At 35.4% G+C, this 17,697-nt stretch carries 15 protein-coding genes and 3 riboswitches; of the genes, 13 read left to right on the top strand and 2 right to left on the bottom strand.

Translation table 11 applies throughout. The annotated features are described in order from the left end of the window. Positions 1-103: 103 nt before the first annotated feature. Complete coding sequence (locus BFG57_RS18845) at positions 104-247, top strand: hypothetical protein (RefSeq protein WP_175428290.1); 144 nt, start codon at positions 104-106, stop codon at positions 245-247. 326 nt (positions 248-573) lie between these two features. On the opposite strand, the gene BFG57_RS07220 is transcribed toward BFG57_RS18845, so the two are convergent. Next, positions 574-1,338: an SDR family NAD(P)-dependent oxidoreductase gene (locus BFG57_RS07220; protein ID WP_069716822.1), complete on the bottom strand. Its 765-nt coding sequence runs from the start codon at positions 1,336-1,338 to the stop codon at positions 574-576. A 498-nt stretch (positions 1,339-1,836) separates the two neighbouring features. Further along, positions 1,837-2,163, bottom strand: a complete 327-nt coding sequence (locus tag BFG57_RS07225) for a thioredoxin family protein (RefSeq protein ID WP_069716823.1) — start codon at positions 2,161-2,163, stop codon at positions 1,837-1,839. Between the two features lie 182 nt (positions 2,164-2,345). On the opposite strand from BFG57_RS07225, the gene BFG57_RS07230 reads away from it, so the two are divergent. The 12 genes from BFG57_RS07230 to BFG57_RS07285 all read left to right on the top strand — a co-directional run bounded on the left by BFG57_RS07230 (position 2,346) and on the right by BFG57_RS07285 (position 17,696). Continuing rightward, positions 2,346-3,029, top strand: coding sequence for an HAD-IA family hydrolase (locus tag BFG57_RS07230; RefSeq protein ID WP_245676716.1), 684 nt, complete (start codon positions 2,346-2,348; stop codon positions 3,027-3,029). A gap of 104 nt (positions 3,030-3,133) precedes the next feature. Then, positions 3,134-3,241: riboswitch (SAM riboswitch) on the top strand. An 88-nt stretch (positions 3,242-3,329) separates the two neighbouring features. Beyond that, complete coding sequence (gene msrA / locus BFG57_RS07235) at positions 3,330-3,803, top strand: peptide-methionine (S)-S-oxide reductase MsrA (protein WP_069716824.1); 474 nt, start codon at positions 3,330-3,332, stop codon at positions 3,801-3,803. Positions 3,804-4,199: 396 nt separating this feature from the next. Beyond that, on the top strand, positions 4,200-6,374 hold the full coding sequence (locus tag BFG57_RS07240; RefSeq protein ID WP_069716825.1) for a PAS domain-containing sensor histidine kinase: 2,175 nt from the start codon (positions 4,200-4,202) through the stop codon (positions 6,372-6,374). Positions 6,375-6,600: 226 nt separating this feature from the next. Continuing rightward, positions 6,601-6,785, top strand: a riboswitch (cobalamin riboswitch). 158 nt (positions 6,786-6,943) lie between these two features. After that, positions 6,944-9,211, top strand: a complete 2,268-nt coding sequence (locus BFG57_RS07245) for a ribonucleoside-diphosphate reductase subunit alpha (protein ID WP_069716826.1) — start codon at positions 6,944-6,946, stop codon at positions 9,209-9,211. A gap of 172 nt (positions 9,212-9,383) precedes the next feature. Further along, positions 9,384-10,421, top strand: coding sequence for a ribonucleotide-diphosphate reductase subunit beta (locus BFG57_RS07250; protein WP_069716827.1), 1,038 nt, complete (start codon positions 9,384-9,386; stop codon positions 10,419-10,421). 300 nt (positions 10,422-10,721) lie between these two features. Beyond that, positions 10,722-10,917, top strand: a riboswitch (cobalamin riboswitch). 165 nt (positions 10,918-11,082) lie between these two features. Then, positions 11,083-11,457: a (2Fe-2S) ferredoxin domain-containing protein gene (locus BFG57_RS07255; protein ID WP_069716828.1), complete on the top strand. Its 375-nt coding sequence runs from the start codon at positions 11,083-11,085 to the stop codon at positions 11,455-11,457. 13 nt (positions 11,458-11,470) lie between these two features. Then, positions 11,471-13,051 carry a precorrin-3B C(17)-methyltransferase gene (gene cobJ, locus BFG57_RS07260; RefSeq protein ID WP_069716829.1) on the top strand — a complete coding sequence of 527 codons (1,581 nt, stop codon included), beginning with the start codon at positions 11,471-11,473 and terminating at the stop codon, positions 13,049-13,051. A 16-nt stretch (positions 13,052-13,067) separates the two neighbouring features. Beyond that, positions 13,068-13,958: a sirohydrochlorin chelatase gene (locus BFG57_RS07265; RefSeq protein WP_069716830.1), complete on the top strand. Its 891-nt coding sequence runs from the start codon at positions 13,068-13,070 to the stop codon at positions 13,956-13,958. Beyond that, entirely contained in the window at positions 13,955-14,719 is a 765-nt protein-coding gene (gene cobK / locus BFG57_RS07270) for a precorrin-6A reductase (protein ID WP_069716831.1), read from the top strand. The genes BFG57_RS07265 and cobK overlap by 4 nt, the downstream gene beginning before the upstream one ends. A gap of 24 nt (positions 14,720-14,743) precedes the next feature. Further along, complete coding sequence (locus BFG57_RS07275) at positions 14,744-15,391, top strand: precorrin-8X methylmutase (RefSeq protein ID WP_069716832.1); 648 nt, start codon at positions 14,744-14,746, stop codon at positions 15,389-15,391. A 6-nt stretch (positions 15,392-15,397) separates the two neighbouring features. Continuing rightward, positions 15,398-16,495 carry a cobalt-precorrin-5B (C(1))-methyltransferase gene (locus BFG57_RS07280; RefSeq protein WP_069716833.1) on the top strand — a complete coding sequence of 366 codons (1,098 nt, stop codon included), beginning with the start codon at positions 15,398-15,400 and terminating at the stop codon, positions 16,493-16,495. Further along, the gene (locus tag BFG57_RS07285) at positions 16,488-17,696 is read left to right on the top strand and encodes a bifunctional cobalt-precorrin-7 (C(5))-methyltransferase/cobalt-precorrin-6B (C(15))-methyltransferase (protein WP_069716834.1); all 1,209 of its coding nucleotides are present in this window, start codon (positions 16,488-16,490) and stop codon (positions 17,694-17,696) included. Before BFG57_RS07280 ends, BFG57_RS07285 begins: the two co-directional genes overlap by 8 nt. Position 17,697 lies beyond the last annotated feature (1 nt).

Consider the following 17,697-nt stretch of genomic DNA (forward strand, 5'->3'; position numbering starts at 1 on the left):
AAAATAAGTATACCTCTGTTTCCTTTTCTATTATAGAACGAAAAAAATAGTATAGAAGACTATCTACGATCGTATGCTTATGTAAGAGTGAGGTGCAGTTAGTATGATCAAAGTATTATTGGTTGATGATGAAGAAGCGGGCTTGAATTTATTAAACATGTTACATTGGGTATATCAAGCTATTATAGAAGCATCAATGAGTCATCAGCATAACATAATTGATGGTGTAGAATTGTTAAGTGAATAGTTGGAATCGTATAAAACCTCCCATGATTTTTTCATGGGAGGTTTTAACTACTAAAAATGAGCATGTTTGGAATCGAGTATCCAAAACCTCAGAAGACTATTCTTGTTTGGGATGAGTGAGCATGGTTTTCTAGATTTGAAATAGAAAAGTACTAGCTCAGTATATGAATGATATTCGTTATCAATAACTAGTTTGGCTCATGTGTTTTCAATTTTCTTGCTTTAAGGAATTAAAATATGAAGATACATCAAACATTAATAAGTTATATATTATTACAGCTAAAATCGTTTAATCTTTTTTGGGTAGTTTTTCATTTTTAGGTTGTATCAGTTTTCCTTCATAACATTCTTTGCAATTTTCATTGCTAATCTACGAGGAACGAATTTTGCCCCTAATACACCCATTTTGTTGACAAATCCTGTGATTGTGACTCCTTTACCACCAAATAAGGCATTGTAGCCTTGTGTTGCAACTGCTTCAGCTGTCATTGCCTGATCGAACATTTTTGCATTTGAACTATTTGCAACCGCACCAAAATTTGTGTTTGTAGGACCAGGGCAGAGTGTTGTGACAGTTATATTATGTTCTTTTACTTCTTCTGCAATAGCTTCTGAAAATGAAAGGACATATGCTTTTGTCGCAAAATAGACTGCCATTGATGGTCCAGGTTGAAATGCTGCTGTACTAGCAACATTAAGAATTTTAGCTGAGTTGCTTTTTTTAAGTTGAGGTAGGAAATAGTGTGTTAGCTCAGTTAAAGCGGTAATATTTAAATTAATCATTTCTGTTTGTTGATGGATATCTAAGTCTTCGAAAGAACCGAGAAGTCCAAACCCTGCATTATTGATAAGAATGTCGATTTGAATTTCTTCTCGTTGAATTGATTCAAATACTTCTTTAGCTGCGTTTGGTAAGCTAAGATCCTTCTTAATAATCGTTACTTTATTATTTGGTAGAGATTGTTTAATTTCTTCCATTTTTTTTTCGTTTCTTGCTACTAAAACGAGGTCGAATTCATCTTTTGCAAATAATTTTACGAATTCATATCCTAATCCACTAGTAGCACCGGTGATTAAAGCTGTTCTTTTCATTATCTAATCCTCCAGTACAGAATTAATGTTTAAATGATTAAACGTATAATAATGTATAAATGTAATAAATGTCAATTAAGTAGGTCAATTTTAAAAAGGTTGTATTCAGAGGAAATCGTTAAAAATAGAAAACATGTTAAGCTTAATGTATGTAAAATTATGTTATGGGTCTCATTTAAGCAATTTAAAGAGAGCAAGCGTAGTTAAGCCATATATGTTTAATTATCCATTAGCAGAGAGTGAAGGGATATTTCTACTGATTGGAGTTAAGCTTTTTTGAAGCCTTACCTCATTTAAAAAAAGAAATGCCCTCACATATAATTACGGTAGTGTGAGGGCATGTTTTATCACGTGTTAATTGCCGCTAAGACTTCCACTTCAAAACTTAAAAAAGTCGACAAAGTATAAGTGAAAGAGCAAACTTAAGTGATTACCTAATTGGTTCAACTAACCTTCAATATGGGATGAAGAAAACCTCTCACTAATTGAAGTTTCACGTTATTTTGCGAAGTATGGTGAAAGGAATTCGGTTACTTCTTCAGGTGTTTTTGCATTTGCACTGTGCAGATGTGCAATCTTTTCGTTGTTTTTAAAAATTAATAAGCTAGGTATTCCCATCACACTATATTTCTCAGTTAAGTCCGGAAATTTATCTTTATCAATCTCAAAAAATGGTACTTCGCTTAATTGTTCAAATACTTCATGAATAAACATATCTAATCTTTTACAGTCTGGGCACCAATCTGCAGTGAATTTCATTACTATAGGTGTTTCACTAGCAATCATTTCGTTAAATTCGTCTACTGTTTTTATTAATTGAGTCATCTTTTGTCACCTTCCTTATCATGAGTATAATGTAGATATGATTATAAATACAGTATGATAGCTTACATTTTATATAAGTTTGAGCAATAATGTAATTATTAGAAATATTACAAGTGGAAAATGAAATTAAATGCCCTCTGATAGTCATTTCGGAGAAAATAATTGATTTGTAGGTGAATTAAGTGGCTGATAGAAAATTTGTAGCAATTTTTGATATAGATGGAACATTATTTCAAACGAATAAAGTGTTAGAAGCAAGTTTAGAAAAAACGTTTGAGCTGTTGCGTAAAGAGGGAGAGTGGAATGAAGCAACACCACTGGAAATGTATAAGGAAATTATGGGAGTTCCCCTTCCTGTTGTTTGGGAGACATTGTTAGCTGGAAAAGCACAGGCTATTCATAAAAAAGCTGATACACTATTTTTATCATTTATTATAGAAGAAATTAGAAGTGGAAATGGAGAATTGTATCCCGGTGCAGTTGAACTTCTTAAGTCATTGAAAGCAAAGAACATTCCTGTTTTTATAGCAAGTAATGGTTTAGAGGCATACTTAAAAGAAATTGTCGATTATTTTCAATTGGAGAAATATTTAAAGGATGTTTATAGTATTCAGCGGAGCATAACAAATTCTAAAGTAGATTTAGTTCAACTACTGCTAAAAGAATATGGGATAAAATCAGGTGTGGTAATAGGAGATAGAGCTTCTGATATTGAAGCAGCTACCAATAATGATTTATTATCAATTGGTTGTACATTTGGTTTCGGTAATGAGACTGAATTAGAAGGGGCAAACTATCTTATTAATGAATTAAATGAAGTAAACGGTATTTTAGATGGCGTTATTCATAGATCATATGTCAAATGATTATGTCTATAATTGATAATAGAGAAAGAATCGTTTTCTCTTGCATTACAAGTGAAAAGCATGTATAATTCGATTAATCATTTAAAAAATTAATAGCGATAAACTTCTTATCCAGAGTGGCAGAGGGACTGGCCCTATGATGCCCGGCAACCATCAAACTAAGTTTGAACGGTGCTAATTCCTGCGAGGTGTTAAACCTTGATAGATGAGAGGACGTATGGAAATACGAAACCTCTCTTGCTTAAAGAGAGGTTTTTTGTATAAGAAGAAGTCTTATCGCTCTAAAAAGGAGCGAGATTAATGGAAAAAGCAGTATTTGGTGCAGGATGTTTTTGGGGAGTAGAAGCATTTTTTGAAAAAGTTCGTGGTGTAGAAGCAACGAGAGTTGGATATTCAGGAGGAACACTTGCTAATCCAACTTATGAGCAAGTGAAAGCAGGAGATACGAGTCATGCTGAGGTTGTAGAGGTATTATTTGACCCTTGGAAAGTTTCTTATGATGAATTGTTAGATGTTTTCTTTGATTGCCATGACCCGACAACAAAAAATAGACAGGGAATAGATATTGGCTCACAATATCGTTCAGTTATATTTTTTCAAAATGTAAAACAACTCGAAGCAGCAAAAGCAAAAAAAGAGAAACTAGATCAAAGTGGAAAATTAAAGAATTCAATTGTTACTGAAATAACCCCAGCTAAAGAGTTCTATGAAGCTGAAGAATATCATCAGAAATATTTCCAGAAAAATGGAACGCTTTCTTGTGGTATATCATAAATTCAATCTATTATGAGTAGAAAGATTTACTATTAATAATCTATAAATTAATTATGTGAGTATGCTCAATCTTTTATTTTTTTAAAAAGATTGAGTTTTTTTATTAATAACACAAATAATTAGAATTTATTAGAGAATTATGTAAATTTATAGTGTAAGAATAGTATAATAAAAGAAGGACTATTGTCACGTGTAAATGCATGTGTACTTTTCTAGTGACTTAAAAAACAACATGAGATCGAATAATTAACTAGTATGTATTAACTCGTGTAACATCATTTTCATCTATAAAAAAATACGATAAATGAAAGCGTAGTAAAAATGTAATAACCTCAGTCAACTATTGTAACTGGAAAAGTTATATAAATGAAATACTAATTGAAGGGAGGACGTTCTTTGGAAATAAACTCAAACGCCAAGTCCCTTGTTGATAAAAATATGAAAAGACTCCTTAATCTCTCGGATCACGCATTTTTTATTTTTGATTCACATTGCCATATACAATTTGCTAACGAAGTAGCAGAAGATTTGTTTCGGTTTGTGAATGTAATCCCGCCTACCCAAGTAATAGATAATTTGTTTAATAGTAAATGGAGAGATGTACTTTATAAACAAGTCGAGACAGTCAAACACACGACAGATACTATTACTTTTGAAACGAATTTGTATGGGGTGAATGCAACTGAGAAAAGGGTTGTATGGACAATTGAGTACGATAATAAGGATAAGTTAATCTATGCAATTGTAAAAGAAGTTCCGTCGATATCAGATAAGTATGGAGAACTATTGATTCATAATAAGGATGCAACTGAGATTTTGGGGATAGATGGTAAAGTTATTAAAGTGAATGAAGAGTTTGAAAAGGTATATGGATGGATGGCACAAGAAGTCGTTGGTAAGGAAATATCCCTTGAGTCTGAAGAGAAGGTAGGAGGCTTCAAAGGATTAATTAAAAATGTAATGCATGGTGATGAATTAATAAATTATTCAACTAGAAGAAAGAAAAGTAATGGTTCTGTTATTTTCATTAACCTAACTATATCCACTATTTGTGATAACTCAGGACAAGTAGAAGCATTTATTGTCACAACAAGAGATATAACAGAACAAAAGGCAATTGAACAAAAATTAAATGAGCAATCAAAATTATTCAAGCAAACAGATTTTCGATTAGGAGAAATTGTTGAAAGTATCGTAGATGGTTTCTTTGCAGTAGATAAAAATTGGAATTTTATTTATGTGAATCACCGTTTAGAAGAAATTTGGGGAGTAGATAGAGAGGAATTGCTCGATAATAATGTGTGGGAAGTATTTCCATCTGTATTAGGTACAGTATGTGAATCAGAGTATCGGAAATCAATGGAGGATGGAGAATCTGTACGCTTCCAAATTTTCTATGACGTACTAGAGAAATATGTGGAAATTAGAACATTTCCTTTTACAGAAGGCATGGTTGTATATATTCGAAATATTGATGAGCAGTATAAAATGCTTGAAAAATTTAAAAAAAGCGAAGAATATATCAATCAAATTACCGAGAATACAAAAGAAGTTTTTGTTATTCATCGTTCTGATTATTCTAAAATTTTCTACTTAAGCGCAGCATTTGAGAAAGTTTGGGGAATTTCAAGAAAAGCTCTACTGGAATATCCAATGGAAAACTATATACAGGCAACTCATCCAGATGACCGAGCGCTTGTTATTAATTTTGGTAAAACAGATATTAAGACATACGCTGAGGTAGAACATCGGTTTTATCATAAGGATATGGGAATACGTTGGATTAGGTGGAGACGTTATCCTGCTTTCAAAGATGTAGATGGTATTGATCGAACAATTAGTATCTATGAAGATGTTACGGAAATAAAAGAGAAAGATTTGTTGTTAAGAAAATGGGATAAACTAGGATTAGTAGGTGAGTTGTCAGCAAGTATTGCCCATGAAATCAGAAACCCTGTTACTGCTATTAAAGGATTTATTCAGCTTATGAAGGATAACGATGGAGTAAGATATACAGAAGTCATTCTTTCTGAATTGCGTAATATAGAGAAGAGTATGAATGAACTTCTCGTTCTAGCAAAACCTCATCAAGAATTAAAATTCAATGAAGCAGACTTACATACGGTTATAGAAGAGGTTTTTACTTTAATGGTTCCAGTTGCTGCACACCACCACGTTCAGATAAAACAATCATTTGAAGCGAAACATTCATGTGTTACTTGTGAGGTCGTTCAATTAAAACAAGTATTCATAAATGTGATTAAAAACGCAATAGAAGCAATGTACGGTAGTGGGCAAGTGGTTATTCAAACCATTAATAAAGATGAAAAATTCATATCTGTTTTTGTCAAAGATGAAGGAATAGGAATTTCAAAAGAGCGTTTGCTTAAACTTGGTGAACCATACTTTTCAAATAAGGAGAAGGGAATAGGGCTTGGTCTTATGATAAGTTATAAGATTATTGAAAACCATCAAGGGGAAATCTTTATACGAAGTGAATTGGGAAAAGGAACAGAAGTTGAGATCAGGTTGCCAGTTCATGAAGTGATTTCTCTGCCATGTGAAAATTGATAATTTTAGAGATAAAATAATAAAGGTAGTTCAAGAATTTCGAGGAAGTAGCTTTTAATTATTTGAATTTCCTTGTCAATTCGTTCTGATGTTAGGTAAATTTTGTCCTATTTTTTGGAACACGAACTAATAAAAGAGAATAGACTTGCTAAATATAGATGTGACCCGTATAATAAGTGGAGCACAATATTTAGTTGTTAATTTAAAATAATTATACTATATTTAGTGATAAACTGATAGATTAGGTGTCTGATTGTAGACTTAATAGGGAATCTGGTGTAAATCCAGAGCTGTCCCCGCAACTGTAAATGCTGACGAAATAAGCATTGTACCACTGTCTTATATAGACGGGAAGGGCTTAAAGTAGAGTGAAGCATAAGTCAGGAGACCTGCCTGTTCTATAACGTATTATCTTCTTCGGGAGCTGGGAAGATTTGACGATAGTAGCACGCATGTTAAGTCTTTAGCTTGCCAATCTACCATTGTTTCTTTCCCATCCTCATACAGAGTGATGGTTTTTTTATTACCTAATCTTCCTCTGTAATATTTTAATCTAGGAGGATTTTTTTATGTCTAAAATTATTAATGAACGAAATGTATCGTTACCCTCTTCAGTTAGTGCAGAGCAAGTGAATGCATTTATTGAAGCGTTATCCGATAGATTTCCAAATTTGAATTTCAATGAATTTCAAGAAAAGATAATGCAATCCATTCAATTGAAGGATTCTCTCTCTCAAGAGCAGTTTGCGAAGTTATGTATTTTATCGGCAGAAGAAAGAATTTGTAGTGAAGAGCCCGAATGGAGTTTCGTTGCAGGCCAAATATTTGTTGAAAGATTATATGAACGTGCGGCTCAATCAAGAGGATATGAAAAGAAAGAAAAGTATGGATCATTTGAACAGCTTATACAATTATTAATTGAGATGAAGATTTATAACCCAGAATTGCTAGAGAAATATTCAAGTGATGAGCTAATCTACTTAGAAAGTCTCATCGTTCCTAAACGAGATCAATTATTTACATATATAGGTATTGTTACGTTGGCTGAGCGTTATCTTGCTAAATCACATACTGGAAATGTATATGAATTACCTCAAGAGAGATTCATGATTATTGCGATGACATTAATGATGAATGAGCCTAAAAGTAAAAGAATGCAATTGGTGGAAGAGGCATATTGGGCTTTATCAAATCTCTATATGACAGTTGCTACTCCTACGCTTGCGAATGCAGGAAAGAGTTATGGACAATTATCAAGTTGTTTCATTGACACGGTCGAAGATAGTTTGCGAAGCATTTATGACTCTAATACAGATATCGCAACTTTAAGTAAAAATGGTGGAGGTCTTGGCGTTTACTTAGGGAAAATCCGTAGTCGTGGGAGTGATATTAAAGGATTCAAAGGAATAAGCGGAGGCGTCATCCCATGGATGAAACAGTTAAATAATACAGCAGTTTCTGTCGATCAACTGGGACAAAGACAAGGAGCAATTGCAGTTTACTTGGACGTGTGGCATAAAGATATTTTTTCTTTCCTTGATACACGTTTGAATAATGGGGATGAGCGTCAACGAACACACGATTTATTTACAGGTGTATCCATTCCTGATCTATTCATGGAGCAAGTAGAAACTAGAGGAGATTGGTATTTGTTTGACCCTCATGAAGTTCAAAATGTAATGGGCTTTTCATTAGAAGATTTTTATGATGAGCAGCAAGGAGACGGTACATTTCGAAAGCATTACTGGCAATGTGTTGATCATCCACTATTATCAAAAGAGAAAATACCAGCAATTGAGATTTTGAAATCGATTATGATTTCCCAACTTGAGACAGGTACGCCTTTTATGTTTTATCGTGATGTAGTGAATCGTTTAAATCCAAATAAGCATAAAGGCATGATATATTGCAGTAACCTTTGTACAGAAATCACTCAGAATATGAGCCCGACGGTAATTGAAGAGGAGAAGACTGTTGATGGAAAGATAATTACAGTTAAGTCACCTGGAGACTTCGTTGTATGTAACTTATCTTCAATCTCGTTAGCACGTACAATTATGGACGGTGTATTAGATCGTTTAATTTCTATCCAAGTCAGAATGCTTGATAATGTCATTGACCTGAACCAAGTTCCTGTTCCACAAGCTCAATTAACGAATCAAGCCTATCGAGGAATTGGTCTAGGTACGTTTGGATGGCAACATTTATTGGCGCTTAAAGGGATAACGTGGGAGAGTGAAGAGGCAGTTCAGTATTGTGATGATTTATATGAAGAAATTGCCTATTTAACGATTAAGGCGAGTAACAAGCTTGCTGAGGAAAAAAGACCATATCCTCATTTTGAAGGATCTGAGTGGGCAAGTGGGGTTTATTTTGAACGTAAACAGTACAATTCATTGCAATGGCAGCAATTAAGAAAAGAAGTACAAGAAAATGGTATTCGCAACGGATATTTAATGGCTGTTGCTCCAAATTCTTCGACTTCACTTATTGCCGGTTCAACAGCAAGTATTGATCCGATTTTTAGAAAAGAATATTCAGAGGAAAAGAAAGATTATAAAATTCCAGTGACAGCGCCTGATCTCTCGCCGAAAACGACATGGTATTACAAGACGGCATATCTTATTGACCAACATTGGAGCATTAGGCAGAATGCAAAGCGTCAACATCATATTGATCAATCAATTTCTTTTAACTTTTATGTGCGAAATGACATCAAGGCAAAGGAATTATTAGATTTGCACTTAGATGCATGGAAATCAGGTCTTAAGACGACTTATTATGTTCGCTCAACATCAAGTGCTGAATTAATTGATTGTGATAGTTGTCATAGTTAATCCACTCAGCAAAAAAGTTGTTTATTGATGTCTAGCAAAAGGAAGTTTAAGAGGAGGTTCATCTGTTTCTTATTTAATATACCGACTCAAGAACAATTTCCAATAATGCTAGAAGTTAAATGGTTTTGGATATTATATTCTCTTATCTTTTTATGAAAGGATTCAATTTGTGATGACTACTATTCAAAAAAGAATGTTAATTGATACAGAAGCACCTAATCGTTCAACAGGAATTATAAATGGACAAAGTTCAAATATATTAAATTGGGATGATGTGCGTTTTTCATGGGCATACCCAAAGTATAAAACGATGCTAGCTAATTTTTGGACACCTTTTGAAATTAATATGTCTAAAGATATTAAGCAATTTGCAAACTTATCAGAAGAAGAAAAAGAGGCATTTCTAAAAATTATAGGTTTGCTCGCACTGCTGGACAGTATACAAACAGATTATGCAGGTAAAGTGGCAGATTATTTAACGGATTCGAGCTTAAATGCATTAATGATAATTCTTGCTCAACAAGAAGTGATTCATAATCATTCATATAGTTATGTACTTTCGAGTATTGTAAATAAGAAGCAACAGGATGAAGTATTTGAGTATTGGCGAAGTGAGCCAATATTAAGGAAGCGAAACGACTTTATCACAAATGGTTATAAAGGCTTTACTGAGAACCCGACTGTCGAGAACCTATTAAAATCGATTATATTCGATGTTGTACTAGAAGGATTATTCTTCTATTCTGGTTTTGCATTCTTCTACCATTTAGCACGTAATCAGAAGATGGTCGCTACGAGTACAATGATTAATTATATTAATCGTGATGAACAGATCCACGTCGGTTTATTTGAGAAGGTGTTTAAAGAAATTTTACTAGAATATCCTGAATACGATACTGAAGAACTGGGGAAATTTGCAACAGAAACATTTGAACAAGCTGCATATCTAGAAATTGAATGGGGAAATGAGATTCTAGGAAATAAAATAGATGGGTTATTTATGTCAGAAGTAGATTCATATATTAAATTTATGGCAAATAAACGTGCTGAGCAGTTAGGCTTCAAAGCACCGTTTGAGGGTTATCGAACAAATCCTCTACGATGGATTGTTGCCTATCAAGAAGTTGATTTAGGGAAGACAGATTTCTTCGAGCAAAAATCACGTCAATATACAAAAACAACAGACACGAATGGTTTTGATGAGTTGTAAAAAATGCTTGTAAGCTGTATTTTTATTGTTTTTTTACATAGTTGAGGAAGCAATCGAATAATATTGAATGTTTAGAAAAAAACTTGTCAAAGATACTCCTTTATTGGTAAAGTTAACTCAAGCTAATATGAGAAATGGTCGTATAAGAGCGTGTTTAAAAAAGAGGACAGAAAAGAACAAGGCGGCGATGGTTTGAGCACCGGAATGTACGTTTGTAGGGTACATGAGCACCGGAAAAGCAAGCCAACTCAGTTATTCGACAAACACTTTTCTCGGTTTTTTTGAACACCCTCTATAAACAACTTAATAGATGTTAGAAGTTCTCAAGTATGTTAAAAAACTTGAATTAATAGGGAAATCGGTGTGAACCCGATGCAGCCCCCGCTACTGTAAGTGCAGATGAAATTGTAATGTCCACTGATACATTTCGTATTGGGAAGGAGCAAGAGTAAAGTGAAGCACAAGCCAGGAGACCTGCTTTTAACTGATGTAACTCATTCTTCGGTGGGAAGACATGTGTATGATAATAAGGAATTATAACCAGTTTTTTGCTGGGCAAATTCATTACTAGTCAAACACTTAAACCCTTAACTTCCACGGAAGTTAAGGGTTTTTCATTTCCTGAATAAGAATACTATTTTAATAAGATAGGAGAAAACATATGACAACTTGGAATTTGGAAGAAATGAAGCACCATGTTCTCATTTGTAACGGTTCTAGCTGTATGAGAAAAGGTGGAGAAGAAGTGACTCAATCCATTCGCGAAGAAATTACAGCTAATCAATTAGATGTACAAGTTCATACGACACGAACAAGGTGTAATGGCAGGTGTAAAGATGCTTGTGTCGTCATTGTTTATCCTGAAGGAACGTGGTATGAGGGAGTAACACCTGAATTAGGTAAGCAAATTGTACAAGAACATCTAATTGCAAAACAACCGATTGAGCGTTCTATCAGTTATGTGACTACAACTGAAGGGATGCAATTGAAAAATAATCGTCCGATAGGAATTAACAAAGATTCGTCGTCTAAATAAAGGAGGGGTTGGAATGAAAGGAAAACTTCTAATCATTGGTTTTGGTCCAGGTAGTGCTAAGCATTTTACAGAAAGAGCGAGAGAAGCAATAGCAGAGAGCGATTCAATTATTGGTTACAGCACTTATGTTGATTTAATTAAGGAACTATTAACAGATCAAGAGATTATTAGTACAGGTATGTCGGAGGAAGTAAGCCGAGCTCATGCTGCTGTTGAGTTGGCTGAACAGGGAAAAAAGGTCGCTGTAATTTCGAGTGGTGACGCAGGTGTATATGGAATGGCAGGTCTAATCTATGAAGTGTTAGTTGAAAAAGGTTGGACAGAAGAAGCTGGTGTTGAAGTTGAAGTAATTCCTGGAATTTCAGCTATTAACTCGTGTGCATCATTACTAGGTGCTCCTGTTATGCATGATGCTTGTACGATAAGTTTGAGTGACCATCTTACGCCTTGGGAATTGATTACAAAACGATTAGAGGCTGCTGGATCTGCAGATTTTGTCATTGCATTATACAACCCGAAGAGTGGACGAAGAACGAAGCAGATTGTAGAAGCGCAAAGAATTTTATTGAAATATCGTTCACCCGATACACCAGTTGGTTTAGTGAAGAGTGCTTATCGAGAGCGGGAACAAGTTGTCGTTACAAACCTAGCAGAGATGTTAAACCATGATATTGGTATGCTTACAACGGTTATCATCGGTAATTCAACGACGTATGTGTATGATAATAAACTAATTACACCGAGGGGATACCAGCGGAAATATACGTTAGATTCAGCTGAACAACCTCTTCGTCCGCACGAACGTTTAAGACATGAGAACGAACCATGGGCAATGCATAAAGGAAAAGTTGAGCAAGATGATTCACTGACAGTAGCACAACAAGCAGTTGAAAAACTTAACATACCGAATGCTAATCAAGAGCCTATGATATCAAATAAGATTGAATCAATCTTTGAATTAGCTGTTAGTCCAGGTGTGGCAAATAAACAATTTTCGCCTGCACAACTTGTAACACTAGCGGAAGTAGCAGGTGAAAAAGGTACAATCGAATATACTCCACATCATCAGATAATTCTAACTGTTCCTACTAGTAACCCGAAAGAAATTACAACTCAATTAAGTGAATCAGGCTTTCTATTATCACCAATTGGAGATGTCTTAACAGTGAAAGCATGTGATTTCTGTGATGGTGAGAAGAAAGATTCGATTCCTTATGCAGAGGAAATTCAGAAGCAATTTGGTGGGATGTCAATGCCCAAAGAATTAAGAGTCGGTTTTAACGGTTGTGGAATGGCGTGTTACGGTGCGGTAACTGATGATATTGGAATTGTCTATCGAAAAGGGAAGTTTGACCTTTTCTTAGGTGCAAAAACAGTCGGAAGAACAGCGCATTCAGGTCAACCGGTTGCAGAGGGAATAGAGCCAGAATTACTTGTTCCTACAGTGGCGAAAATTATTGAAGAATATAAGGAAAAAGGTCATCCAAACGAACGATTCAACAAATATTTTAAACGAATTAAAAATATTCAAGGTTATCAATATGTTGATATGACACCAAAGATTGAGGTTGAACCAGCACCTTGTGGAGATTAAGAAAGGGAGGAAGAAGATGAAGGCAATATTATATGTTGGACATGGTAGTCGTGATGCAGAAGGAAATGAAGAAGTTAGAAAGTTTGTCTCAGGATTAATCCCTAAACTAGATAGTAACTTAATTGTAGAAACATGTTTTCTAGAATTTGAGAGACCTACGATTGCGAGTGGGATAGTAACTTGCATTGAAAAAGGAGCAACACATATCGTACTTATCCCAATTATGCTTCTCCAAGCAGGGCATTCGAAAATTCATATACCTGCTGCGATAGACGAGGCAAAAGAAAAGTATCCACATGTGTCATTTACGTATGGAAAACCAATTGGTGTTCATCCACAGGTTATAGATATATGTAAGGACAGATTAGTAGAAATCGGTGAAAACATTGAAGAAACACATGATGGAACAGCTGTAATCCTACTTGGTCGTGGTGGAAGCGATCAAGATGCGAATAGTGATTTATACAAGATTACGAGACTTCTCTGGGAGAGTATGAACTATAACATCGTAGAGACGGCGTTTATGGGAGTAACAAATCCAAGGTTAGAAGAAGCTGTAGAACGATGTATCAAACTTGGAGCGAAGAAAGTAATTATTATCCCATACTTCTTATTTACAGGGATATTAATTAAGAGATTAGAAGGTTTGGTCGATGACTTTAATAAACAATATGAAGAAATTGAATTTGCTTTAACTTCGTATTTCGGTTTCCATCCTAATCTAGCAGATGTTCTAATTGAACGTGCTGAAGAAGGGTTAGCAGGTGAGGTAAGTATGAATTGTGATACGTGTTTGTATCGATTAGGTGTTATGCCACATATTGACCATCACCATCATCACGATCATGATCATCACCATGACCACGATCACCACCATCATCACGAAAAGGTTGAGGAACCTCGATGATTTTATTTTTTGCAGGAACAAGTGATGCAAGAGAGCTAGCATTCCAAGTTCGAAATGCTGGCTATGATCTGATAGTTACGGTTGTAACAGAAAGTGCAGCATTCGAATATAGAGAAGCTGGTATTGTGGTACAAGTTGGTCGAATGGATCATGATAGTATCATAAATTTCATAAAGAAAAATGGTGTGCAAACTGTAATTGATGCAAGTCATCCTTTTGCTGAAGAAGCATCAAAAAATGCGATGGAAGCAGCAAAAACAGCAAACATTCCATACATCCGATATGAACGAAGAACACAACAATTTGAGTATGAGAAGATTCATTATGTGAACAATTACGAAGAGGCTTCGGATTTGGCTGCACAAAAACGAGGTAATATCATGCTTACAACTGGTAGTAAGACGTTACAAGTTTTCACAGACAAACTGCTCCAACTTCCTGATACGAGGTTAATTGCTCGGATGTTACCTAGAAAAGATAATATGGAAAAATGTGAACAGCTCGGTTTACCACAAAAAAATATTATCGCAATTCAAGGGCCATTTACGAAAATGCTTAATCAAGCACTCTATGAAAATTATGAAATAACGCTAGTTGTTACGAAAGAAAGTGGAAAAGCTGGTTCAGTGGATGAAAAGATAACAGCTGCGATGGAACTTGGCATTGAAATCATTATGATTCTAAGACCAACACTAGATTATCAAACAGTTTTTTCAACATTTGAAGATGTGTTAGCACACTTAAATAAAAATGAGATCTAAAATTTTAATTAAGGAGCGAATAAGATGGATTTTAAAACTGAATTTAAACCAGAGACAATCCAACCACAACAAATTGAGGTTAGAAGCTTTGAAATGATTGACGAAGAAATTGATGAACATCAGTTCCCTGAAGAACAGTACCCTGTTGTTCGACGTGTTATTCATGCATCAGCAGATTTTGAGTTAGGAAAAAGCATGATTATCCATCCAGATGCAGTACAAGCTGGTATTAAAGCGATAAGAGATGGTCGAAAGATTGTTTGTGATGTACAGATGGTACAAGTGGGGATTAGTAAACCACGAGTTGAAAAATATGGTTGTGATGTAAATGTGTATATTTCTGATCCAGACGTTGTAGAAGAAGCGAAACGTTTAAATACTACACGTGCAATTATTTCAATGCGTAAAGCGATTAAGGAAGCAGAAGGTGGAATTTTTGCTATCGGTAATGCGCCAACTGCGTTATTAGAGCTCATTCGTCTAGTGAAAGAAGGAGAAGCAAAGCCAGGTCTTATCATCGGAATGCCTGTCGGATTTGTATCAGCGGCCGAGTCAAAAGAAGAATTAGCGAAGTTAGATATTCCTTTCATTACGAACCTAGGGAGAAAAGGTGGAAGTACCGTTACGGTAGCGGCACTAAACGCAATTTCAATACTTGCTGATCAGGTGTAAAACAAGATGACAGAAGAGAAAAGCACTAAGCCTTTACGAGAAGGTTATACGACAGGTGCTTGTGCAACAGCAGCTACAAAAGCAGCCATTACAGCGCTTATTACGGGAGAAGTACAAGAAGAAGTAACGATATATCTACCAGTCAAAAGGTTCGCAACTTTCACAATTGAGAGCTGTGAATTATCTGCAAACTGTGTTCAAGTAAGTATCAAAAAGGATGCTGGAGATGATCCAGATGTTACTCATGGTGCTTCGATCGTATCGACCGTACAGTGGGTTAATGAAACGGGTGTTCATCTTGATGGAGGAGAAGGTGTCGGGCGAGTAACGAAGCCTGGACTACCAGTTGAAGTTGGGTTAGCAGCGATTAATCCAGTTCCACGAAAGATGATTCTCGGAGTTGCTTCGGAAGTATTAGAACAATTCAACATTCAAAAGGGTATTCAAATTGTAATATCTGTACCGAATGGAGAACAGATTGCAGAGAAGACGTTGAATGGACGACTTGGCATTATTGGTGGAATATCAATATTAGGAACGAGAGGAATTGTCGTTCCATTTTCCACATCTGCCTATAAAGCAAGTATTATTCAAGCAATTAAGGTTGCAAGAGCGAGTCAGTGTGAGCATGTTGTCATCACAACTGGTGGCAGAAGTGAAGGATATGCAATTAAGCAGTTTCCGCATTTGCCGGAAGAAGCTTTCATCGAAATGGGTGACTTCGTAGGATTTTCCTTAAAACAATGTAAAAGACTTGGTGTAAAACGCATTTCGATGGTCGGAATGATGGGGAAATTTTCGAAGGTGGCACAAGGAGTGATGATGGTTCATTCAAAAAGTGCTCCCGTTGATTTTAATTTTTTGGCAAGTGTTGCCGAACAAGTTGGTGTAACAGGTGAATTGTTAGAAGAAGTAAGAGAAGCAAATACGGCATCACAAGTTGGAAATATGATGTTAGAACATGGTTTCCTTAACTTTTTCGAAGTGCTGTGTACGTATTGTTGTACTGCGGCATTAGAGGAAGTTAATGGTGGAGTAGATATTGATACGACATTATATACATTGAAAGGTAAGCTGTTAGGAGAGGCTGGTTATCGTGAGTGAGAAGATAAAGTTAATTGGCATCGGAGACGAAGGAAGAAGAAGTTTACTACCCTTATATGAAAAGTGGATTAATGAATGTGAAGTGCTCGTTGGAGGAGAGAGGCAGCTTGCCTTTTTTCCTAATTTTCAAGGTGACAAAATCCCAATAAAGGTTGGATTAAAGTCATTAGTTGAAAAGTTGCAACAAGAATCAAGGAAAGTCATCATCTTAGCTTCTGGAGATCCACTTTTTTATGGGATCGGAAGCTATTTATCAAATAAGTTAGATATTGAAATCTATCCTTATTTAAGCTCAATCCAACTTGCATTTGCGAGAATGGAAGAACGTTGGGAAGATGCATATATTTCAAGTTTACATGGGAGAAGCATAAGAGGCTTTGCTCAGAAAATTGATAATAAAGATAAAGTAGCGATTCTTACTGATCAAACAAATTCACCAAATGAGATTGCAAAGTACCTTATTTCCTATCACATGACAGAATATGAAGCATTTATAGCTGAGAATGTAGGCGGTGAGACAGAACGCTGTCGCTGGATGAGTCTATCTGAGATGAGTGAGGCTAATTTTGCACCTTTAAATATCGTGATTTTGAAAAAGAAAGATGAATCTCCAGTATGGACGTTAGGCATTGAAGATGAAGAATTTGCTCAACGTAAACCAGATAAAGGCTTGTTAACGAAGAAAGAAATTCGCATTTTGACAATTGGTGCGCTGAATTTAAGACAGGACAGTACGGTATGGGATATTGGTACTTGTACAGGTTCAATTGCCATTGAGGCAGCAAGAATAGCTCATAATGGTGCTGTTTATGCTATTGAAAAAAATAAAGAAGACTATGAAAATTGTTTGATTAATACAAAGAAGTTTAGAACAGATATTACGGTTGTGAACGCAAAGGCTCCTGAGGGTCTTGATCAGTTTCCGAATCCTGATGCCGTATTTATCGGAGGAACGGCAGGTGGTATGGAGGAAATACTTAACATCTGTTGTGAACGGTTAAATTCACAAGGGAGAATCGTTCTTAATGCAGTGACGATTGAGAATCTTTCTGCAGCATTAGAAGCATTTAAAGCACGAGGGTTTGAAACACAGATTACACTAGCACAAATTTCAAGAAGCAAACCGATCTTACATTTAACTCGATTCGATGCGCTTAATCCGATCTATATTATTACAGCTAGTCGTAAGGAAGGGGAATAAG

Origin of the sequence: Bacillus solimangrovi (assembly GCF_001742425.1) — a bacterium.
GTDB classification, from domain to species: domain Bacteria; phylum Bacillota; class Bacilli; order Bacillales; family Bacillaceae_N; genus Bacillus_AV; species Bacillus_AV solimangrovi.